We start from the raw sequence: 22,592 nt of genomic DNA, 5'->3' as shown, positions 1-22,592 counted from the left end.
ACATAACAAATTGAAAAGGGATTGAAAATGATGGAACTCACTTATTACATTGAAAAATTAGATGAATATGAACCTTTCTTAAGCTATAAAATTCCTGAAAACATGAATCATGATGAAAAATATGCACGGCAGCTTTGTGAGTTTTTCATTCATGAAGGTAAGGAGTATGAACTTCAATCAAACGAAATGAAAGACAATGAAGAGATTTTAGTTATAAAAGAAATGGGAACAGCTAAAAAATTCGCTGATGAGGAAAGTTATAAAGGAAGAGGAATTTTTATTGAGTTTCGTCAATATCATGAAACCGGTGAAATGCCTTTGTTGCATCTTCAAGCTTTAAACAGCCATTGGGACGTCATCCGCTATTTGTTAAAAGATGTTGTTGATATCCCTCAAAAAGGTCAATATTTAAGGGATTCGGCAGAGATAGATGAAGACCGTGCTGTCTATGTCATGTATGTTGGAGAAAAATTATAAGCATGCGGGCTTATGCCGCATGCTTTTTAATAAGTCAAACATTGAGCGATCACCCAGCCGACTGAAAGACTGAGAAACATCACGAGTAATCCAACGGCTTTATTATCTGCATCAATAGCTTGAGAGATACTAGATCGAATCGCTAAATGTTCAGCTGCAAATAACGCGATGATCTGGGCAGCGATTCCAACAGTTCCCCAAATTAGCAAGTCGATAAGGCTTAAAGAATTTGCGATGGAAGAACCGATGACGAAAGAAAGACCGAACAATCTTCCGCCAAGTGACAAAGCTGCGGCTGTATTGCCATTCGAGATTAGTTTTAGCTCTTTTGTTTTCGTAGTTAATTCAAATACGACAAATCCTGCGAAAAGAAGAGCAAGACCTGTAGCGGCGTACAAAGTAAAATTTAAAAATAAGTTCATTTTGACAACTCCTCAATTTTTATCCGCCAAACCCTTTACCACTTCCAAAACCAGTACTCCCGCCTTTAAAACTGGAGCTGCTTTTATAGGACTTATACGAGGAACTCTTAAGCAAACTGCTTTTGCTAGTAAAGAATCTTCCGCCGTGATAGTAATGGCCAAAATAATGAGAGTTTGTATCGTCACACTCATAAACGCCATCATCAGCGTCCCATTCCCAATCTCGACACTCTTTATTCGTCGGTTTTGGAGGAATATCCTGTGTCTGATAATTATTACAGCCAGAAAGAATAGCGGCAACTGAAGCTGTAGAAACCCCTGCAATCAGCTTTTTTGTTTTGTTCAAAATCTTCACCTCATTCCAAGCCTAATTATAGTATGTAGAACTTCTGCTTGAAAACCATAATTTTCATTTTGCTCTAGAGCTTATCTTTTGGTAAATAAAAAAAGAGCTGCAATGAGAAATAAAAATCCAAGGATACGCTGTCCATCAATAGGGATTTGCTTCATACCAAGCAAACCGAAATGATCAATAAAGGAGCTTGTTATCAGTTGTGCAACAATTACGGAAATGATTGCAGATGCGACACCGATTTTAGGGACAGTAAGAACTAAGGTATATACATAAAAAGCACCTAAAAGTCCTCCGATAAGCTGCCACTTTGGTACAGTAGAGACATTTAAAAGGTTTCCTTTGCCAAAAATCAGCATCATTATAAATAAAGTAACCGTCCCGATAAGAAAAGAGAGGAATGTCCCTTCAATTACCCCTATTTGCTTCCCAAGACCTCCGTTCACACCAGCCTGTATAGAAACAGCGATACCACCCATAAACACTATTAAAACCATTAACCAGTTCATTGAATAATCACCTTTTCCAATCGCTAACTATTAATAAAAATCTATGTTTATTGATTTTACTTTAACATAAAGTTAAATTTTTTGAGAATAATTAACTGAAATTTCAAATAACGACAAAAATAATGGATTTTCATAGGTTATTTCTACAAAATTTTTAAAAAACTTATGATAGTTTTTTATTTAAGAGCTTGTTTACTAATAAGCACGTTCGTACTCATTTCATTGTATTTATCCCTCCCCGAAACAGCATCATTAAATTCTCTTCTTTACATAATAGATAATTATTATTTATATATTTTTACATTTTGTAAAATGTAAAAATCATTTCAACCATTTAAAATAGACATAATATTCAAAAAATTCTTCTGATATGTGGCTTCAATTTATATTTTTACATAAATGAAAAATTAGAGGAGGAAAAGAAAATGTCTGATTTAGTTAAGATTGGTTTGATCCAAGCGATCCATGATGTGGATGGAAATGAACCTGTATCGGTTCATAAAGAAAAATCGATTGAAAAGCACATCAAACTTGTAAGAGAGGCGGCTGTAAAAGGAGCACAGATCATTTGCTTACAGGAAATTTTCTATGGTCCTTATTTTTGTGCGGAACAAAATTCGAAATGGTATGACGCTGCTGAAGAAATTCCTAACGGTCCAACTACAAATAAGTTTATGGCATTAGCGAGGGAACTTGGGGTAGTCATCGTTCTCCCCATCTATGAACGTGAAGGCATTGCAACTTATTATAATACTGCAGCTGTCATTGATGCAGATGGCAGCTATTTAGGTAAATATCGAAAACAGCATATCCCGCATGTGAAAGTGGGAAATGAGGGCTGTGGATTTTGGGAGAAATTTTATTTTAAGCCTGGTAACCTAGGCTATCCGGTGTTTGAAACGGCATTCGCCAAGGTTGGTGTTTACATTTGTTATGACCGTCATTTTCCGGAAGGTGCAAGATTACTAGGACTAAAAGGTGCTGAAGTTGTTTTTAATCCTTCAGCTACTGTAGCTGGCCTATCTGAATACTTATGGAAGCTAGAGCAGCCCGCGCATGCTGTTGCAAATGGCTACTATTTAGGTGCGATTAACCGAGTGGGAACAGAAGGACCTTGGAATATGGGCGAATTTTATGGGCAGTCTTATCTAGTTGATCCCCGTGGCAGCTTTGTAGCTCTTGGGAGCCGAGATCAAGATGAAGTAATCATCGGTGAAATGAATAAGAAAATGATTCGGGAAGTGCGTGATTTATGGCAATTCTACCGTGATCGCCGTCCAGAAACGTATGGGGAAATGACGGCTTTGCTTCCATAAAATCTAATGAGTTTGGATGAAAAACTATTTTACTGAAACTTATATTTCTATCATCTCAAAAGGGGGCTTAACAGTTGTCTAAATCTGAAAAGCTGCACATATCGATGACGGATCTGACAAAAAATTTTCAAGAATATCATCTGGCACTTAGTAACCAAGATGCATTTGAAGAGGCAAATCGATGTTTATATTGCTACGATGCACCTTGTATTCAAGCTTGTCCAACAGGGATTGATATCCCAAAATTTATTAAAAAAATTGCTTCAGGAAATTTATTAGGATCTGCGAAAACGATTATGAGCTCAAATCCTGTTGGAGCGAGTTGTGCCAGGGTTTGTCCAACAGATGAACTTTGCGAGGGTGCATGTGTTCTTAATCAAGCCACAAAACCAATTATGATCGGTGATTTGCAGCGCTATGCAACAGATTGGGCTATAAAAAATGATCAAGTACTTTTCCGAAAAGGTGAAAGCAACGGAAAATCGGTTGCTGTTATAGGCAGCGGACCAGCTGGATTATCTGCAGCACGAGAGCTGGCGCTGCTCGGGTATAAAGTCACCATATTCGAAGCTTCCAAAAAAGCGGGAGGTTTAAATACGTACGGCATTGTTTCATTTCGTTTGCCGCAATCCATCTCTTTTTGGGAGGTTGATCAAGTCCGTCAGCTTGATGTGGAAATTCGAACGAATACGGCTGTTGGAAAAGATGTTTCGGCTGAAGAGCTTTTATGTTCTTATGATTGTGTTGTGTTAGCTGCAGGAATGGCCCATGTTCCAAACATTGGTATTGAAGGGGAAAATTTAATTGGTGTCCATGATGCGATTGAATTTGTAAAAGATACAAAAACGAAGCCAATAACAAATCAGTATGCAGGAAAAAATGTTGTTGTTATCGGTGCAGGAAATACGGCGATAGATGGTGCGACATGTTCAGTTCGTTTAGGTGCTAAAAATGTAAAAATCCTATATCGCCGTACTTTAGAGGAAATGACAGCGTATGATTTTGAATATGAATTTGCAAAACAAGATGGTGTTGAATTCCGCTGGTTGACCCAGCCTGTAAAAATTCATAGTGACGGCAATGGACGAGTCCAAGCAATTGAGTGCATCCAAATGGAGCTCGGTAAACCTGATGAGGATGGCAGAAGACGTCCGTTTCCCGTAGAAGGATCAAATTTTATGCTGCCAGTGGATGTCGTAATTAAAGCGATTGGGCAAACACGGCATATCAGTTTGATCGAGCATTTCAAGCTTGAACATCTAGAAGGCGTAGTTCAAGTTTCTGAATCCTATCAGACTTCTAATCCAAAAGTATTTGCATGCGGTGATGTTATTTTTGGAAAAGGCGTAGGGGAAGCGATGGTTGTTACCGCAGCACAGCAAGGAAAGAATGCGGCGTATGCCATTCATAAACAATACAAAGAACAATCTGTAACAGCTTGATAGATTAAGGACACGCAACATCGGAAAGGGGAGTAAACAATGGCAGATTTAAGCATTAACCTTGCTGGAATACAATCACCTAATCCATTTTGGCTAGCCTCAGCACCTCCTACTAACTCTGGGTATCAGGTGCAAAGAGCTTTCGAAGCTGGGTGGGGAGGTGCTGTGTGGAAAACACTAGGCGATCCAATTTTGAATGTATCTTCAAGATTTGCTGCCGTTAGTTTTAACGGTCAGCGTGTTGCCGGGTTTAACAACATCGAATTGATTACTGACCGTCCTCTAGAAGTCAATTTACGAGAAATTTATGAAACGAAGAAAAGGTTTCCGAACCATGCAGTTGTTGTTTCACTTATGGTAGAACCTAAACAAGAAAAATGGCATGAAATCGTTAAAAAAGTAGAGGCAGTAGGGGTAGATGGTCTTGAACTTAATTTTGGCTGTCCACATGGTATGGCTGAACGTGGAATGGGATCTGCTTCAGGTCAAGTTCCAGAACTTGTGGAAAAGCAAACCTATTGGGCGAAGGAAGCTGCACAGACGCCAGTCATAGTAAAACTGACTCCCAATATTACGGATATTACATCTACAGCTGAAGCAGCAGTCCGTGGAGGAGCGGATGCGGTCAGTATGATTAATACCATTAATAGTTTAGCAGGTGTCGACCTTGATTCATGGAACACAATTCCTCATGTAGGGGGAAAAGGGGCACACGGTGGATATTGCGGACCTGCTGTAAAGCCGATCGCACTCAATATGGTTGGTGAATGTGCAAGAAACACCCGAATCAACGTTCCGATTTCCGGAATGGGGGGAGTATCAAATTGGCAGAATGCTGTTGAATTTATGCTCATGGGAGCTTCTAATGTTCAAGTCTGTACTGCTGCCATGCACCACGGTTTCCGGATTGTCGAAGATATGATAGATGGATTGAACAATTATCTTGATGCAAAAGGTATTGCTTCGGTAAGGGATATCGTTGGTAAATCTGTTCCAAAGTATTCTGACTGGGGAAACCTGGATCTCAATTATAAAATTGTAGCAAAAATTAATAATGATGTTTGTATTAATTGCAACAAATGCCATATAGCTTGCGAGGATACATCACATCAATGTATCGATATGCTAAAGGACGGTCATGGAAACTCTTATCTAGAGGTACGTGATGAAGATTGTGTAGGATGCAACCTTTGTTCGATTGTGTGTCCAGTTGATGGTGCGATTGACATGATTGAGGTTGCTAGTGAACATCAACCGATGACATGGAATGAAAGACAATCAGTACTCTCTTCACTTCAAGCAAATCCAATAAAGTAACTAAGCCATTTTTACGGAACAAAAAATGAAAGGAGACTGACACTGTGAAAAAATTAATAAAAAATGGAACGATTGTAACGGCATCTGATACGTATATGGCTGATATTTTAATAGAAGATGAACGCATATCAGCAATTGGGAAAAATTTAGATGCTCAAGGTGCAGAAGTGGTTGATGCAAAAGGCTGCTATGTGTTTCCCGGAGGAATCGATCCACATACCCATTTAGAAATGCCATTCGGCGGGACTGTTTCTAAAGACGATTTTGAAACAGGTACAATAGCAGCAGCTTTCGGCGGAACAACAACTGTGATTGATTTTTGCCTCACAAGCAAAGGAGAGCCGTTACAAAACGCGATTGATATTTGGCACAAAAAATCGAAGGACAAGTCTGTTCTTGATTACAGCTTCCATTTGATGATTTCAGAACTCAATGAAGACGTCCTCCATCAGCTTCCTAAAGTGATAAATGAAGAAGGAATTACATCTTTCAAAGTTTTCATGGCCTATAAAAATGTGTTCCAAGCAGATGATGAAACATTATTCCGCACCTTGATTACTGCAAAGGAACTAGGCGGCTTGGTAATGGTACATGCTGAAAATGGTGATGTAATTGACTACCTAGTTAAAGAAGCATTAGAAAACGGGAAAACGGATCCTATTTATCACGCGCTTACAAGACCACCTGAGATTGAAGGAGAAGCTACAGGAAGAGCTGCTCAATTAACAGGACTAGCAAAATCACAGCTATATGTCGTTCACGTATCGTGTGCAGAGGCGGTCCAAAAAATTGCTGAAGCTCGCAATAAAGGCTATGACGTTTGGGGAGAAACGTGTCCGCAATACTTGATGCTTGATCAATCTTATTTAGAAAGACCAGATTTTGAAGGGGCAAAATATGTGTGGTCACCGCCGCTTCGAGAAAAATGGAATCAGGACGTGCTTTGGAATGCTTTAAAAAATGGGCAGCTTCAAACATTGGGTTCTGATCAATGTTCCTTTGATTTTAAAGGTCAAAAAGAGCTTGGAAGAGGAGACTTTTCTAAAATTCCGAACGGTGGACCGATGATTGAAGACCGCGTTAGTATTCTTTTTTCAGAAGGTGTACTGAAGGGGCGAATAACGCTGAATCAATTTGTTGATATTATGTCAACGAGAATTGCGAAACTGTTTGGCTTATATCCGAAAAAAGGAACAGTAGCGGTCGGTGCTGACGCGGATCTAGTTATTTTTGATCCAACAGCTGAACGGACGATTTCTGCAAAAACGCACCATATGGCGGTAGATTACAATGCCTTTGAAGGAATGAAAGTAACGGGAGAAGCAGTTTCTGTTCTATCAAGAGGTGAATTTGTAATACGTGATAAGCAGTTTGTTGGTAAACCTGGAAGCGGAAATTATATAAAACGAGCAAAATATAATGAAACACTTAGTTCAATAGATGAAAAACTGCCAATTTAATCATTTGAAAGATTTTATTTGGAGGCAAGAAACTATTATGACAGCGAAAAGGGTGCTAGATTCAGCCAGATGAAACACTAATTGCAATTAAATAGGATATAGGAGTGATTGTTTATGAAAAAACAAGAAAGTTATTTGAAGTCTCCTGACTTGTTACCTATTGGCCAGAATGGAAGGAAAATTACAACACTAGGCTTTTCATTCATGTGGGTCGGTATGGTGGTTGTCCTTGCAACATTCGCAATTGGTGGCTCTGGTGTTATGTCGCTGCCCCTGCCTTTAGTTGTCCTTGCAACAGTAATTGGTTCAGTTGCCATCGGTTTATTTATTTCACTCATTGCGGATATCGGGATTGAACATGGTCTCTCATTTCCTGTTTATATGCGTGCACCATTCGGCACAATTGGGACACATATCCCTTCAATTGTTCGTGGCGTAGCTGCATCAATGTGGTTCGGCATCAACACCTATTTTGGTGCGACTGCAATGAATGGCATTTTAGGAATGTTATTCAATTTTAATAACTGGTTTGTCTGCTTCCTGATATTCTCACTGCTTCAATTAGTAAATACAGCTCTTGGTATAAAAGCTGTAGAACGTTTTGCTGACATGGCAGCTCCTACAATCTTACTCATTTCGATTTGGATGTATACGGAACTTGCTGGAACAGCGGCAGCTGAAGGCAGGAATGTATGGAGCTGGGCAGAGGATCCTGCAACTGGATCAGCAGCATTTACAGCTTTCCTCGTTGTCATATTCAGCAACATGGGATTCTGGGCGACATTATCAGCAGATATCCCTACCATATCCCGCTTTATAAAAGCGCCAAAGTTTGAAAGGAATTGGTTCAAAAGAAATAAGGGCGCTCTAATAGGAAATTTAGTAGCTTTGCCATTGACTCAGACCTTTATGATTATCATTGGTGCTGTTGCTTACATCGCAGTAAAAAACTATGATCCTGTATTAGCGCTGCAAGAAACAGCGTCAGGTCTAATACTTGGCGTACTCCTTCTTATGATCGTACTAGCGCAATGGTCAACAAATATCGCAGCGAATATCGTTCCGGCTGCGACGATTTTTTCAAATGTAGGCGGACCTAAATTTCCGTTCTGGGCTGGTGTATTTGCAGCAGGTATCGTTGGTACAGCCGTTCAGCCATGGAGTCTTTTCGGGATAATCATTCCGGTCCTTCTTATCGTAGGAGGAATTCTTTCCGCTATTGTAGGCATTCTTTTTGCTGATTATTACATGCTTAGAAAGCGGCGTGTAAATGTATATGATTTATACAAATTTGATGGTCAGTTTAAATATGCAGGCGGAGTGAACGTTGCAGGCTTCATTTCTTGGGTGATCGGAGCTGTCGTCTCTTATTTCATTCCGAGTTACTCCTTTCTAATCGGTTTTGGTCTCGGTGCAGCTTGTTATTATGTTCTTTGTAAATATTGGTATTTTAAAAAATATAAGCAAGCTGAAATCGAAGACCCAAGTGATGACAAGTATCTTGGTATTACTGTAGGAAGAGATTGGGACTTGAATGATGAAATACAAGAAGTGGAATTGAAAGACGCTAAATAATGAGACAGGGATGACCTAGCCAAAGTACATTTTTAAATGGGTCATCTCCTTTCCTTTTGGAACAGAGGAGGTTTGTGGATGTCGGATTATCAAGATTACATGCTTGAACGTGAGAAAATGGATTATATGATGGAAAAAGGTTACAAGATTAAAGATGTTATGGAAAATTTGAGCGGAGCATTTGTCCAGTTTGAGAAATCAAAAGATGATGCAGTTACTATTCATATTAAGACGGCTGATGGCCGCAAGTATTTTTCAAATCTGATTCTTCTACAAAACCGTTCCGTCTAATTGATTTGAAGAAAGCTAGTTTCCGTGTGAAGTAACTAAGACTTTGATGGAAAAGAAGCCTCCCTGGAATGCAGAAAAGTACTTAAATATGAAAATCTCCTAAGCTATAGAGGATAATACATTCTCACAACAAGATTATGCATTTAATGGCTGCCTAAAGGTAGGAGTGGTAAAGTGTGCAGAATCATTCGAGCTTAGCCGTGAAAGACATATTATTTAGAGATCAATTTGATCGAACGAAAGTGATTGCAGGGCTTGAAGGGCTCACCCGGCAAGTAAAATGGGTTCATGTCGTTGAAGTCTTGAACATTAAGAAGCTGTTGAATGGAAATGAATTGATTTTATCTACAGGAGTAGTTTGGAAAGACAATCCATCGTTATTGACAGATTTTCTTCAGCAATTAATTGATTGTGGTGCTGCCGGTCTTTGCATTGAGATCGGCACGTATACTTCATCTATCCCTAAAGAGGTTGTAGATTTAGCGAATCGCCACCACTTCCCGATTATTTTATTTTTAGAGGAAGTACAATTTGTCAATATCACTCAAGATATACATGTACAACTCATAAACCAGCATTATCAAATGATACAAGACTTAGAGGAATATTCACAAAAGCTTAATCAAAAATTATTAGGTATTGAAAATAGCGATGAAATGCTGAAATTGATGTATGAGTACACGGGACTGCACATTATTATGAATACAACGCACGATGAGACTATTTTTCTGCCTGAATCGAGTGAAGAAATAGAACGTGAAGTTAAGGAGCGCATCTTAAATGACCCGCAATCTCGATTTCTAGTAAAACAGCCTCTGCAAGTACTCGAACAGCAATTGGGGGAAATCATTATTTTCTCGAATGAACGTGAAATTAATGAATTTGATCAGCTCATTCTTGATCGAACGACGACCGCACTCGCTCAATTGTTTCTTCGGGAACTGTATGTTGAAGAAAAAAGACGCACTAAAAAAAATGAGTGGATCAACAATTGGCTAGATGGAGGCTATAGTGAACAGGAGACACTGGATAACCTTATTTACCATGAAGGCGACATGTGTATCCAAGGAGGCACAGTTTTGATTTGCAGGGCTACAAATCAAACGACTAATTCTGATCTTACATACCTCATTCTTTTTTTGCGATCCGTATTTGAGCAGCAAGGATTCCATTTGATAACTACCGAAAGACAAGGTTATATGGTCTATATATTACTGAATAAACGCAGCGCAGATACTTGGAAACAGCGTCTAATTAATGGGATGAACAAGGTTTTTCATACCGATTTTATAAAGAAACATACATGTAAGTTTTCAAATTTTGCAGTGGGTCAGTACAATCGATCACTGAATAAAATTGGCAGAAGCTACGAAACGGCTGTTGAAACGATTAAGCTGCAAAAAAATAGAGGAACAGATCGGATTTGCCATTATTACGAGGATTTACATATGTACAGGGTCATAAGTCTCTTTAAGACAAATGAAAACCTTCATGAGATGATGATGGAGTACCTTTACCCAGTGATTGAGTATGACAGAAAATATAATGCGAAATTGCTCCAAACCTTAAAAGCCTACTTGGCGTGCAGCGGGTCGAAAAAAGAAACCGCTAAACAACTATTCGTAGTTCGCCAGACTTTATATTATCGAATTGAAAAGCTTGAAAGATTACTAGGAAGAGATTTTATTGCGAATTCAGAAAAACGTCTTGCGATCGAACTGATGCTATTTGTTCATGATTATTTATTTTCATCAGAACATATGCAAAGTGTTAAAACAGACGAGCAAGTGAAGACATGAAATTTGCATCATGTTGAAGTAGAAAGGTAAATAATTTTACATTATGTATAATGAAAATCTATTTAATATTCCTGATAATGACTTTAACGCTCATGTATTCATTTTAAAGGAGGCACGATTAAGATGACAGTGACGAAAAGTGATACAAAACTTTTGAAAAATTATATTAATGGACAATGGGTTGCATCGAATAGTACTGAGGATCTGGAGGTCCCTAATCCGGCTACCGGTGAAGTTTTGGCACGCGTACCTATTTCAACGAAAGATGATCTAGAAAAAGCTATTCTGGCAGCTGATGCTGCATTTCAGAAGTGGAAACATGTGCCTGTTCCGAAACGTGCACGTGTCATGTTTAAATTTCACTACCTTTTAACAGAAAATCATGAAGAACTTGCCAAATTAGTTGTACAGGAGAACGGCAAAGCATACAAAGAAGCATATGGAGAAGTTCAACGCGGAATTGAATGTGTGGAATTTGCTTCTGGTGCCCCAACTCATTTGATGGGCGAAACGCTTTCTAACATTGCAGAAGAAATTGATTCAGAAATGTTCCGATACCCTCTTGGTATTGTCGGTGGAATCACTCCTTTTAACTTTCCTATGATGGTCCCATTATGGATGTTCCCGCTGGCGATTGTGTGTGGAAACACGTTTATTCTAAAGCCTTCGGAAAGAACACCAATTCTTGCCAATCGTTTAGCAGAATTATTAACGGAAGCAGGTCTGCCAGAAGGTGTTTTCAATATTGTGCATGGTGCTCATGATGTCGTAAACGGTCTTTTGGAGCATGAAGCGATTAAAGCTATTTCCTTTGTAGGTTCACAGCCAGTTGCGAAATATGTATACGAAAAAGCAGCATTAAACGGTAAAAGAGTTCAAGCCCTTTCTGGAGCAAAAAATCATCATATCGTCATGCCTGATGCGGATACGGAAAAAGCCGTTCAAAATATTATAAGCTCAACTTTTGGCAGTGCCGGTCAACGATGTATGGCATGCAGTGCTGTGGTAGTTGTAGGGAATAATGATAAATTTGTAGAAGAAATCCGGAAGAAAGCTGATGATCTGACAATAGGCAGTGGATTGGACGATGAAGTTTTATTGACACCAATTATTAGAGATTCTCATCGACAAAAAGTACTCGGGATTATTGAAAAAGGCATTGAAGAAGGTGCCGACTTGATTCGAGATGGCAGACGAGAAATGTCTGATTTTAATGAGGGGAATTTCTTGGGAGCTACGATATTTGACCGTGTCACACCAGAAATGACGATTGCTAAGGAAGAAATATTTGCGCCTGTTCTCAGTATTTTACGTGCTGAAGATTTAAATGAAGGTCTAGAATACATCAGAAAGTCTAGATATGGAAATGGTGCCACACTTTATACGAAAAATGCACAAGCTGTCCGTCAATTCCGTGAAGAAGCAGATGCAGGCATGCTCGGAATTAATGTAGGAGTTCCTGCAACAATGGCTTTCTTTCCGTTCTCCGGGTGGAAAGATTCATTCTATGGAGATCTGCATGTGAATGGTAAAGATGGCATCAATTTCTTTACCCGTAAAAAAATGATCACGTCTCGTTACGATTATTAAAAGGGGTGGGTGTAATGGTTCATCAAATCGATCAATCCCAAGACGTTCTTAAAAAAGATGATCAGTTTGTCTGGCATTCTATGAAACCTTATAATCCGAACGCTACAATGGTCGTTTCGAGCTCCAAAGGCGCCTGGGTAACTGATATAAACGGTGATAAATATTTAGATGCAATGGCTGGTTTGTGGTGTGTAAATGTCGGCTATGGCAGAACCGAACTTGCAGATGCTGCTTATGAACAATTGAAGGAAATGGCCTATTTTCCGTTAACCCATAGTCACGTGCCTGCTGTAAAACTCGCTGAAAAGTTAAATGAAATGCTCGGCGGGGATTATGTTCTCTTTTTTTCTAACAGCGGCTCTGAAGCGAATGAAGCTGCTTTTAAAATCGCAAGACAATACCACCAGCAAAAGGGACAGTATAATCGATATAAGATTGTTTCACGTTATCGAGCCTATCACGGCAGTTCTATGGGAGCACTTGCTGCAACAGGTCAAGCACAGAGAAAATACAAATATGAGCCACTTGCACCAGGATTTCTTCATGTAACCCCTCCTGACTCATATCGAATGCCGGATGCTAATCTAGATAACGCTCTTGAAATGGCCTGTGTTCAAGAGGTCGAGCGCATGATGACATGGGAGCTCAGCGAGACGATCGCAGCGATGATTATGGAACCCATCATTACCGGTGGCGGTGTGTTAATGCCTCCGGATGGATACATGAAAGCTGTCAAAGAAACTTGTGAAAAACATGGTGCACTATTAATTGTAGATGAGGTTATCTGCGGATTCGGCCGGACTGGAAAACCATTTGGCTTTATGAATTATGACGTGCAGCCGGACATCATTACAATGGCAAAAGGGATCACTTCTGCATATTTGCCGCTTTCTGCAACTGCAGTAAGGAAAGAGGTGTACGAAGCGTTTAAAGGAAATGATGAATACGACTTCTTTAGACACGTAAACACATTCGGAGGTAACCCTGCAGCTTGTGCGCTTGCGTTGAAAAATCTTGAGATTATGGAAAATGAAAAGTTATTCGATCGTTCACGAGAATTAGGAGATCAATTATTAAATGATTTGCAGGCACAATTGCAAAACAATCCATATGTCGGTGATGTTCGAGGTAAGGGGCTTCTAGTCGGTATAGAACTTGTAAAAGATAAAGCAACGAAAGAGCCACTTTCAACAGATATGGTAAATGGTATCATTGGGCTGTGTAAAAAGAATGGATTGATCATCGGGAAAAACGGTGTGACAGTAGCAGGTTTTAACAATGTGCTCACATTAGCACCTCCATTAAGTCTTGAAAACGAGGATTTAACATTTATCATCAAGACTCTCACAAATGCATTGAATACATTAGTGAATTAAATGAAAAACAAGTGAGGGTGACTTAAAAGAGTCACCCTCACTTTATGTTTAAATGCTGCACGAATAATGATTTATTAAAAATTGGAAATAATACCATCTAGTATAAACAACTAGGAGGATATATGATGTTTAATACTTCAGCAGGTGACATGATGATGGATTGCCTAATCGATTGGGGAGTCGATCATATATATGGAATGCCAGGAGATTCAATAAATACCTTAATAGAGTCCTTAAGAAAAGTGCAAGATAAAATCCAGTTTATTCAAGTCAGACATGAAGAAGCAGGGGCATTAGCAGCAGCCGCTTATGCGAAATTAACAGGTAAACTAGGTGTTTGTATGGGCATTGCGGGACCTGGTGCCATTCATTTATTAAATGGACTATATGATGCGAAATTGGATAAAGCACCAGTGTTAGCCATTGTTGGACAAGTAGAAACAGATTTAATTGGAACGGATTTCTTCCAAGAAATCGATCTGGTTAATGTTTTTAAGGATGTGGCCGTATATAGCCAAATGGTTATGTCAGCCGAACAACTTCCTGTTATATTAAATCAGGCAATTAGAACAGCCTACGACAAAAAAGGTGTCTCCGTTCTAATCATTCCGGATGATGTCCCAAAGTTTAAAGTTCAGAGGCATGCCCGACAAACAAATTCGTTTTATGTACAGTCCACAATACTTCCACAAGAAAGAGATTTAGAGCAAGCAGCAGCGATTTTAAATCAAGCAAAACGACCAGTAATATTAGCAGGTAAAGGTGCTAAAGGTGCAAGTGAATCTCTACTGGCAGTTGCTGAAAAAATGCGAGCTCCTATTATACTTAGCCTGCCAGGTAAAGGTGTCATTCCAGATGAACACCCTTATTGTTTGGGAGGGCTAGGCTTAATTGGTACTAAACCGGCAACTGCAGCAATGGAGGATGCTGATACATTAATCATGGTTGGTACTTCGTTTCCGTTTACTGGATTTCTGCCTAAAAATGCGAAGACTCTACAAATTGATACAGATCCCTCTCAAATTGGAAAACGCTATTCCGTTGATGTGGGGCTTGCTGGTGATTCTTTTCAGACGTTAAACCGTCTCATACCATTGATAAACAATAACAATGAGGGCACTTTCTTGAAACAATGCCAGAAAAATATAAACGAATGGCGGGAAAAATTACAAGAGCAGGAACAAGATGATTCAATTCCTATCAAGCCGCAACGCGTCATTCATGCGCTCCAAGAAGTTGCAGATGATGATGCCGTTCTGTCAGTAGATGTAGGGAATGTTACCGTATGGATGGCCCGCCATTTTAAAATGACAAATCAAAAATTTGTAATCTCAAGCTGGCTAGCAACATTAGGATGCGGTTTACCTGGAGCGATTGCTGGAAAAATGGCTTTTCCCAATAAACAGGTATTTGCCATTTGCGGAGATGGCGGATTCCAAATGATGATGAATGACTTTGTCACTGCTGTAAAATACAAACTCCCTCTAATCGTCATTGTTTTAAATAATCACAAAATCGCAATGATAAAATTTGAGCAGGAAGTAATGGGCAATGCCGAATTTGGAACCAACTTGCATAATCCGGATTTTGCTCGGTATGCCGACATTTGCGGAGGAATGGGGTACAAGGTGGAACACCCCGATGATCTACTACCCGTCTTGAAAAAAGCGATATCTGCAAATAAACCGTGCATTATCGATGTTATTGTGGATGCAAATGAAGCACCACTTCCAGCTAAAATAACATTAGGACAAGCCACAGGCTATGCCCGTCATATGTTAAAAGAATTGTTTCAAGAAGGAAAAATACATAAACCACCACTATGAAAGACAAAAAAGCTGGTGCTTGTCTTTCTATTATGAGAACGATGACCTATATCTTTAGTAATAAAACCGAGTTCCATTAGAGTGGAGGACTCGGTTTTTTGTTGAAAAGATTTAATAGTTTAAAAACATCTTTTAAAAAAGCTCTTTTCTTAAAGATTGTTGCTTTTAATCTTATATATTGTCTTCTTTGACAGTTGATTGGAGTGTAAGGTGTGAGACTCCTGCAGGACAGGCGGGCAGGTGAGACACTTAAAAGTGAAACGTACGAATGTGGCTCACCGCCTGCCCTGCGGAAAGCGAGCAACCGAAACGGAAATCAACTACTTTCAATAGCAACAATGAATGCGAAAACAGCCTTTAAAAAAGGATCACTCACCATTTTCCTAGTACAGATACACCCAAGCCCAGGGCAGCATAAACATAAAAAAGGAATATGCCTTGGAGGTGCTGTTATGTCATTAGTAGGTGTGTTGGTTTATTTTTTCAAAGAAGTTATGCTCTTTGTCTCATATGTAAAAAACAATGCTTTTCCACAGCCGCTGTCTGAGAATGAAGAAAAGCAGTACTTAAAAGATATTGCAAACGGAGATGAGCATGCAAGAGGATTGCTGATCGAGCATAATTTAAGACTTGTCGCTCACAACGTCAAAAAATTTGAAAACACAGGGGAAGATACAGAAGATCTTATCTCTATTGGAACGATCGGCTTAATCAAAGCCATTGAGAGTTATTCCAGAGGAAAGGGAACAAAGCTGGCAACGTATGCAGCAAGATGTATTGAGAATGAGATTCTAATGTCATTAGTAGTGCATGATTTATGTAAGAGAAAAAATAAAGACTTGTGTTTACTATATAATAAAACTACATTAACAAATTTTGTATTTAAACTTTTACATATTAAGTTATTCAACAAATGGGCCAGATTGTGGAATATGATGATAAGCTTATCTATTCGTAGGATTGAAGGAATAACAAAATCGTCTTGATTTATTTTGAAGTTAGATACGTATTCACGTTCATAAAAGAACTTGTTTTTTTAGCTGTATTAATCTTCAAGGAAGTTATTAAAGCACATAAATTATTAAATTTAAGAAATATTTAAGAAATCGTTTAGAAAATTTTTAGCAGAGGTGGATATTATTAACTTGTAACCCAATTTTTTTAGGAGGAGGAAAATATGAAATTAAATACTAAGGTTCTCTCAGCAGTTGGAATCAGCGGCTTATTAATGACTCCAGTGATGTAATTGAAAAATATTTTAATATTTTCAAGTGATTATGGAGAAGGACATAAGCAGGCAACACTTGCCCTTGAACAAGGAACTGTGGAGCTTGAAGAACAAGTTAATGTCCAAATTGTAAATTTTATGAATATGGTTCATCCTGTAATGAACTCATTTTAGAAATTTCTTTAACATTGAAAATTAGCACTTCCCTTATTAAAAATGAACAGAATACGTTTTTCTATTGAAAACGTATTATCAATGTTTTTTCATTTATACAAAAAATTATGAAAGTGTTCATTTCATTATAAGATGGATGGAAGGTTTACTTGGACATTGGTGCCTTTTCCAAAAATACTCTCAACAGTAATTGTTCCTCTAAGACTTTTAGCAATCGACTTGGCAATCGATAAACCAAGACCACTTCCACCAGTTGCTCGATGCCTTGATTTATCGATCCTGTAAAATCTTTCAAAGACATGTGGAAGGTCATCCGCAGGAATACCTACACCTTCATCTTTTATTGTAATAGAGATGATATTTTTCTGTTTTTGTATACATATGTGTATCTCATTTTCACTGTATTTAATGGCGTTATCTATTAATATCCTTAGTAACTGTTCTAGCTTTGGTGGGTCGGTGTAGCATGAGATGGATTCAGCACTTGAGGAAATCATGATCATTCTTTGGGTACTTCGAATAAATGGTTGAATTAGTTTTTCACAATAAGGAACAAGTTGGATCTTCTCTGTTGCAACTTCTTCATTATCGTGAGCAACAGCAAGAAGTTGGTTGATTAAATCTTTCATTCTCTGAGATTCAAGATGAATAGCATCAATAGCTTCTGATAATATGGCAGGCTCTTTAGAGCCCCAGCGCTTTAGTAATTTTGTATAGCTATCTACGATCGTAAGTGGCGTTTTAAGTTCGTGTGATGCATCTTCAAGAAATTGTTGCTGCTTTTCAAAGTTTGATTCCAGTTGACCAATCATATGATTAAAAGTTCCCGTCATCATTGTTAATTCGTCTTTAGAACGACTAAGAATAGGTATTTTAATAAATTCCCCGCTATGTTGAATATCACTCATCGTTTGGCTCATAGAAGAAATCGGCCGTAACAGTATATTTGCTAACAGTCTGCCGGCAATAAAAGATAGTAAAATGGCTAGAATTGTTGTACCTAGTAAAATCATCATTAATAAGGTCATATTGTCGTATAATGTGTCCAAGTTTTGAGCAATCTCAATGGATCCCACAAAATGACCATCACTGTTGATTGGCAAGTGGTACAACATAACTTTATGATTTCCGACTATTTCCCTGCTAAAGTCCTCTTTAACATGAAAGATGGGTTTCATTAATTTCAAATTAGTCTCTTTGAATGCAGAGTTAATCACTTGCGATTCAGGTGAAATGATGCGTATCATACCATCATCTGTGACGTAGGGACGTAGAAGGTCATTTCTTTTAGTCATCAACTCGGAAGATGAGTGGTTTTCAAGAATGAGGTCACCCTGACTCTCTAGTATATCCTTGGTCTCACTTAACGATCTTTCGTAAAATAACAGACTGATTAAGAGGCTGGTGATAAGAAGTATGGAAAGAATGACAAGACTCGTAAATAGATGGATTTTAGTTCTGATTTTCATATAAATTGGCCGAAGACTCATGACGATAGTCAAGAGAAAGCCTTCCACTCCTTTCCTTACTCTTTTATGCTATAACCAACACCACGATATGTCTGGATAAGCTTTTTGTCCGATGTTTTATCAACTTTTTCCCTTAAGTAACGAATATAGACATCGACAGCATTTGTAACACCAAGATAATCATGACCCCATACTTGTTTTATGATTTGTTCTCTGGATAATACATGATTTTTATTTTCTAATAGAAAGACAAGTAAATCAAATTCTTTCGGTGTTAGCTCAATTAAAGTGCCATATCGGGTAACCTCACGGGTATCAGGGTTCACGGTTAAGTCTTCAATAGATAAAACATCTGACTGTTCAAAGGTTTTATTTCTATCAGTCATGCGAAAACATGCCCGAACCCTTGCGAATAACTCTTCGATATCGAATGGCTTCGTGATATAATCGTTTGCCCCATGATCTAGTCCGTTCACCTTATCAGGGACAGTATCTTTGGCAGTTAGGAGTATGACGGGAGTGGATGTATCTTTCTTCCTCATCCTTCTTAATACCTCGATACCGCTTATTTCTGGCAACATAACATCTAAAAGGATTAAGTCCCACTTTGAGGACAGAACTTTCTCTAATCCTATCATTCCATTTTCGGCAACATCCGTTTGATAACCTTCATGATTAAGCTCTAAACTTAAGATACGGGCAATTTTTCTTTCATCCTCTATAATTAATATCTTTTTAGTAGCCATTAAACATACTCCTTTTTAGTTCAATGTAACAAATAAAGAAATCATTAGAACAGAAGCAATTAGAAAGAGGTGCTAATTCCTTTAAATAAATTCGCTCTTTCGGTCAGACTGTAAAGATGCTCATGATCTGGTGGCGGAAAAGCGGAAATTTTTTTAATGTAACCTAATTTCAGAATTTAAAAAGGGCCGCCCCAAAAGCATAATAATCAATTTGGGAGCGGCTTCATGCACATACCTAAGTTTAAGCTTGTGCTGGGCTTACTTGTTCTGTAGTTGTTCTAATTTTTCAGCATCATCGTCTTTTGCTATTTTTAGGATTTTGCCAGTATCTGCGTTAAGGGTAATTTCTTTTACAGTCGATCCGTCATAAATAACCACATCGTAAACAATTGTTCCTTGATTCTTATCAAGGTCTATTTCTAATACTTTGCCAGAGACTTCATCCAGAGCTAAATTTTCTGCTTTTACTAAAGATAATTTGGCATTGTTAGCCCATTTTACTTGGTTATAGCCATACTCATCATCCTCTTTAGACGACACATCGGAAGTTGCATGGAGATGTTCTACCTTTTTTTCACCATCATCGTCTTCTGCCACTTTCAATACGTTGCCAGTGTCAGCGTTAAGAGTAATCTCTTTTACAGTCGATCCGTCATAAATGACAACATCGTAAACTATCGTTCCGTGGTTCTTATCAAGGTCTATTTCTAACACTTTGCCAGAGACCTTAGTTAAGGCGGTTTTTTGAGCTTCAACAGATGTCAGCGTTGCTTTGTTGGCCCATTTTACCTGGTCAAGACCATCTTTGTCCTCTGGTACAGCAATGGAACCTTGAGCGAAAGCATTGTGGATAGGGAGATGCGATACAAGAGCACCATAACCGAGAATAGATAACACCATGCCACTCACAATCAATGATTTCTTCATTCGTTTTCCTCCTTCCTTTAAAAATGTCTCTTAACACCTATCATACTACCCTTTTAAAATATAAAAATGGTTAAAAGAATATTAGAATTTGAAAAGAAATAGATTTCCAAAAAAATTCTGCAAAAAAATGGTTAATTATCTTCATGAGTAATTCGTACTTCAACAAAACCAGCTAATAGTTTGTCAACATTATTCATTAAAAGCCTATATTTATTCGTGTTATACTACATTTGTCCATGACAAATAACCTTCCGATTATTCAACTTTGGAAGGTATTTTAATTAATGGATAGATATAGACTTTAAACTATATCTTGGTAAGTCGTTCTGCTTTTTAAAAGGGCAAAGATCCAGTGTGAGAGTTTATTTACACATGCAATGACGGCTACCTGTCAAAAAGATAAAGAAAAGTTGCTACATATTCAACAATCGGGTACTTTGATCCAAAAAGGATTAACGCCTTTTCTTATGGAACTTATTAAACAAACGTAGCACGATTGTTTAATAAGTATAAAATACTATTTATATTATTTTGAAGAAAATGTTACCATAATTAAAACAAAATGCGATGAAGAGAAGAGTAAACCGAATGTTTCTTTACAGAGAGCTCCCATTTGCTGAAAGGGAGTAAGAATGATCGATTGAAACAAGTCTCTGAGTGGCACGTTGAAACCTTTAATGGTTATAGCGTGACAGGTGCTCCTGTTATAGAGCTAAGGTATAAGCAACATTGCCGTACCTGATAAGGTTAATATGGTGACGTATTAATAAACTGGGGTGGTACCACGATTATATAATCTCATCCCCAAGACAATAGACGCCAAAGCAAGTTAAAGTTCAAAATATGTGCGTAACTTTGTATAGTAAATTAAGCTAGTAATTTTAGGTTACCTAGTGTTCATCCTGTTAATGGTACTAATCTATATAACTATTCCTCGTGAGTATACTACTTTTATTTCCCTAATAACCGTAGGGCTACTATTTGGTTTTTATCAAATTGTTTTAAGTTTAAAAGTAAAAAAGAAAATAAAAAACATAGAGTGCTCCAGTAATTGCTTATGTTTGAACTATAAGGTGCGTTGATCCCCAAAGGATTAAGCACCTTTTTTATTGAATTCCTTAAACAAACGCGGCAGGTTAGCTCAACAAGAATTAGTAAAACAGAGTTGTTAAAAAACTGAAACTCCACAATCAGCACTGTTTATTAATGGTATAATTGGAAAATGTGCGAGTGCGTAAGGGGCATTATGGAGTTTCAGTTTGCTTGTCTCTGCGGAAAAGGAAGGATTGTAATTATGTATCAAGGAAAGTTACGAAAAATAACGATTGTGTTGTTAACATTATATACAGGTTTGATCCTCTATTTCTTGTATCTTGGTTTCAATAGAGGTTCCCTAGGGCATGACTCTAGCTTACGATTTAACCCAATACCTGGAGCGATTCAATTGCACTATCCAATGGGAAGAGACTTTCAAAATTGGTTTTTTCAGTTTGGGAATTTTGTAGCGTTCATACCTTTTGGGATTATCATTCCACTCCTGTTTCGATGTAGTTTTAGACGTTTTATAACCTTTTTTATTTTGTCTATAACAATACTTGAAATCCTACAAATGTTTTCTGGTTTGGGAGCTTTTGATATAGACGATATCATAATCAATTTATTAGGTGCTTCGGTAGGATATGCGGCACAGCAAATAGTCACCGGTGACCGAGATAAACCCAAACGGATTTGCAAAATATTTATAATGGCTATGGTACTTGCCCTTTGTACTATTATAATTATTGGCGGTATCAATAATTATCTAGAAAAAGGGGGAGGAAAAACCGCAGCTCTGAATGAACTGATCGTAAAAGATGGGTCTGTAAAGTGGGACGAAAACTTGTCCAGCTTTACAGTAGACGGAAAAGAGGTTACACCTCAAATAAATCTGTATAGTAGGAATAATACGAAAAACAATGAATTCACGTATCACTTAGATGGCAAATATAAAAACATAACAGGCTATGTCGCTATACCGGACGATGTAATTAACGATGCAAGAACAGAAGGTAGTGACATAGAATTCATCAGTAGCGGAACAGTCATTTATTCGTTAGGGTTATCAATCACAGGCGAGGAGAATTTTCAAATCCCTTTAGATGGCGTAACTGACCTTACAATAAAAGTAATTAACAAAGATCCAAATCCAATTACAAATGCTGTGATGTGGGATATTTCTCTTACAGAGGTAAACTCAGGTCAAAAAGTTATAAACATTATAAGAGAAAAAATAAGAGCATTATTCTAACAAAAACCT

At 38.0% G+C, this 22,592-nt stretch carries 18 protein-coding genes, 1 pseudogene and 1 other annotated feature; of the genes and pseudogenes, 13 read left to right on the top strand and 6 right to left on the bottom strand.

What is annotated here, in order from left to right; genetic code table 11:
* The first annotated feature begins 27 nt into the window (after positions 1–27).
* Positions 28–477, top strand: coding sequence for an RNA helicase (locus J2X07_RS12620; protein WP_310259125.1), 450 nt, complete (start codon positions 28–30; stop codon positions 475–477).
* Positions 478–503: 26 nt separating this feature from the next.
* Here the strand turns inward: J2X07_RS12620 and J2X07_RS12615 are convergent, their stop codons facing one another.
* The 3 genes from J2X07_RS12615 to J2X07_RS12605 form a co-directional block, all read right to left on the bottom strand.
* Positions 504–899 (bottom strand): DUF350 domain-containing protein, encoded by a 396-nt coding sequence (locus J2X07_RS12615; RefSeq protein WP_310259124.1) that lies wholly within the window; start codon positions 897–899, stop codon positions 504–506.
* Positions 900–918: 19 nt separating this feature from the next.
* Positions 919–1,254: an aminotransferase yhxA gene (locus J2X07_RS12610; RefSeq protein WP_396194155.1), complete on the bottom strand. Its 336-nt coding sequence runs from the start codon at positions 1,252–1,254 to the stop codon at positions 919–921.
* Between the two features lie 71 nt (positions 1,255–1,325).
* Entirely contained in the window at positions 1,326–1,760 is a 435-nt protein-coding gene (locus J2X07_RS12605; protein ID WP_310259121.1) for a DMT family transporter, read from the bottom strand.
* Positions 1,761–2,185: 425 nt separating this feature from the next.
* On the opposite strand from J2X07_RS12605, the gene J2X07_RS12600 reads away from it, so the two are divergent.
* The 11 genes and pseudogenes from J2X07_RS12600 to J2X07_RS12550 form a co-directional block, all read left to right on the top strand.
* Positions 2,186–3,076 (top strand): nitrilase-related carbon-nitrogen hydrolase, encoded by an 891-nt coding sequence (locus J2X07_RS12600; RefSeq protein ID WP_310259119.1) that lies wholly within the window; start codon positions 2,186–2,188, stop codon positions 3,074–3,076.
* Between the two features lie 104 nt (positions 3,077–3,180).
* Entirely contained in the window at positions 3,181–4,518 is a 1,338-nt protein-coding gene (locus tag J2X07_RS12595; RefSeq protein WP_310259824.1) for an NAD(P)-dependent oxidoreductase, read from the top strand.
* A gap of 39 nt (positions 4,519–4,557) precedes the next feature.
* Positions 4,558–5,835, top strand: coding sequence for an NAD-dependent dihydropyrimidine dehydrogenase subunit PreA (gene preA, locus J2X07_RS12590; protein WP_310259117.1), 1,278 nt, complete (start codon positions 4,558–4,560; stop codon positions 5,833–5,835).
* Between the two features lie 44 nt (positions 5,836–5,879).
* Positions 5,880–7,295: a dihydropyrimidinase gene (gene hydA / locus J2X07_RS12585; protein WP_310259116.1), complete on the top strand. Its 1,416-nt coding sequence runs from the start codon at positions 5,880–5,882 to the stop codon at positions 7,293–7,295.
* Positions 7,296–7,409: 114 nt separating this feature from the next.
* Positions 7,410–8,870 (top strand): NCS1 family transporter, encoded by a 1,461-nt coding sequence (locus tag J2X07_RS12580; RefSeq protein ID WP_310259114.1) that lies wholly within the window; start codon positions 7,410–7,412, stop codon positions 8,868–8,870.
* Positions 8,871–8,948: 78 nt separating this feature from the next.
* On the top strand, positions 8,949–9,161 hold the full coding sequence (locus tag J2X07_RS12575; protein ID WP_310259112.1) for a hypothetical protein: 213 nt from the start codon (positions 8,949–8,951) through the stop codon (positions 9,159–9,161).
* Between the two features lie 176 nt (positions 9,162–9,337).
* Positions 9,338–10,960 (top strand): PucR family transcriptional regulator, encoded by a 1,623-nt coding sequence (locus J2X07_RS12570; protein WP_310259110.1) that lies wholly within the window; start codon positions 9,338–9,340, stop codon positions 10,958–10,960.
* A gap of 123 nt (positions 10,961–11,083) precedes the next feature.
* Positions 11,084–12,550, top strand: coding sequence for a CoA-acylating methylmalonate-semialdehyde dehydrogenase (locus J2X07_RS12565; RefSeq protein ID WP_310259108.1), 1,467 nt, complete (start codon positions 11,084–11,086; stop codon positions 12,548–12,550).
* Between the two features lie 14 nt (positions 12,551–12,564).
* Positions 12,565–13,926: an aspartate aminotransferase family protein gene (locus J2X07_RS12560; RefSeq protein ID WP_310259106.1), complete on the top strand. Its 1,362-nt coding sequence runs from the start codon at positions 12,565–12,567 to the stop codon at positions 13,924–13,926.
* Between the two features lie 125 nt (positions 13,927–14,051).
* Positions 14,052–15,752, top strand: coding sequence for a pyruvate oxidase (locus J2X07_RS12555; protein WP_310259821.1), 1,701 nt, complete (start codon positions 14,052–14,054; stop codon positions 15,750–15,752).
* Positions 15,753–16,204: 452 nt separating this feature from the next.
* Positions 16,205–16,600, top strand: a pseudogene (locus tag J2X07_RS12550) (sigma factor); the annotation flags it as partial.
* Between the two features lie 679 nt (positions 16,601–17,279).
* On the opposite strand, the gene J2X07_RS12545 reads toward J2X07_RS12550, so the two are convergent.
* The 3 genes from J2X07_RS12545 to J2X07_RS12535 form a co-directional block, all read right to left on the bottom strand.
* On the bottom strand, positions 17,280–18,623 hold the full coding sequence (locus J2X07_RS12545; protein ID WP_310259818.1) for a HAMP domain-containing sensor histidine kinase: 1,344 nt from the start codon (positions 18,621–18,623) through the stop codon (positions 17,280–17,282).
* Positions 18,624–18,679: 56 nt separating this feature from the next.
* On the bottom strand, positions 18,680–19,369 hold the full coding sequence (locus tag J2X07_RS12540; RefSeq protein WP_310259104.1) for a response regulator transcription factor: 690 nt from the start codon (positions 19,367–19,369) through the stop codon (positions 18,680–18,682).
* Between the two features lie 258 nt (positions 19,370–19,627).
* Positions 19,628–20,296, bottom strand: a complete 669-nt coding sequence (locus J2X07_RS12535; RefSeq protein WP_310259103.1) for a PepSY domain-containing protein — start codon at positions 20,294–20,296, stop codon at positions 19,628–19,630.
* 558 nt (positions 20,297–20,854) lie between these two features.
* Positions 20,855–21,105, top strand: a binding site (T-box leader).
* Positions 21,106–21,542: 437 nt separating this feature from the next.
* Here J2X07_RS12535 and J2X07_RS12530 point away from each other — a divergent pair.
* Positions 21,543–22,583, top strand: coding sequence for a VanZ family protein (locus J2X07_RS12530; RefSeq protein WP_310259101.1), 1,041 nt, complete (start codon positions 21,543–21,545; stop codon positions 22,581–22,583).
* Positions 22,584–22,592: the final 9 nt, after the last annotated feature.

It is taken from the genome of Fictibacillus barbaricus (genome assembly GCF_031457135.1).
Classification (GTDB): domain Bacteria; phylum Bacillota; class Bacilli; order Bacillales; family Fictibacillaceae; genus Fictibacillus; species Fictibacillus barbaricus_A.
This window is presented reverse-complemented; position numbering and strand designations above follow the sequence as displayed.

Coding starts and splice junctions, on each gene's coding strand:
- J2X07_RS12620 (WP_310259125.1), top strand. CDS start 28: ATGATGGAACTCACTTATTACATTGAAAAATTAGATGAATATGAACCT.
- J2X07_RS12615 (WP_310259124.1), bottom strand. CDS start 899: ATGAACTTATTTTTAAATTTTACTTTGTACGCCGCTACAGGTCTTGCT.
- J2X07_RS12605 (WP_310259121.1), bottom strand. CDS start 1,760: ATGAACTGGTTAATGGTTTTAATAGTGTTTATGGGTGGTATCGCTGTT.
- J2X07_RS12600 (WP_310259119.1), top strand. CDS start 2,186: ATGTCTGATTTAGTTAAGATTGGTTTGATCCAAGCGATCCATGATGTG.
- J2X07_RS12595 (WP_310259824.1), top strand. CDS start 3,181: ATGACGGATCTGACAAAAAATTTTCAAGAATATCATCTGGCACTTAGT.
- preA (WP_310259117.1), top strand. CDS start 4,558: ATGGCAGATTTAAGCATTAACCTTGCTGGAATACAATCACCTAATCCA.
- J2X07_RS12580 (WP_310259114.1), top strand. CDS start 7,410: ATGAAAAAACAAGAAAGTTATTTGAAGTCTCCTGACTTGTTACCTATT.
- J2X07_RS12575 (WP_310259112.1), top strand. CDS start 8,949: ATGTCGGATTATCAAGATTACATGCTTGAACGTGAGAAAATGGATTAT.
- J2X07_RS12565 (WP_310259108.1), top strand. CDS start 11,084: ATGACAGTGACGAAAAGTGATACAAAACTTTTGAAAAATTATATTAAT.
- J2X07_RS12560 (WP_310259106.1), top strand. CDS start 12,565: ATGGTTCATCAAATCGATCAATCCCAAGACGTTCTTAAAAAAGATGAT.
- J2X07_RS12555 (WP_310259821.1), top strand. CDS start 14,052: ATGTTTAATACTTCAGCAGGTGACATGATGATGGATTGCCTAATCGAT.
- J2X07_RS12545 (WP_310259818.1), bottom strand. CDS start 18,623: ATGAAAATCAGAACTAAAATCCATCTATTTACGAGTCTTGTCATTCTT.
- J2X07_RS12540 (WP_310259104.1), bottom strand. CDS start 19,369: ATGGCTACTAAAAAGATATTAATTATAGAGGATGAAAGAAAAATTGCC.
- J2X07_RS12535 (WP_310259103.1), bottom strand. CDS start 20,296: ATGAAGAAATCATTGATTGTGAGTGGCATGGTGTTATCTATTCTCGGT.
- J2X07_RS12530 (WP_310259101.1), top strand. CDS start 21,543: ATGGAGTTTCAGTTTGCTTGTCTCTGCGGAAAAGGAAGGATTGTAATT.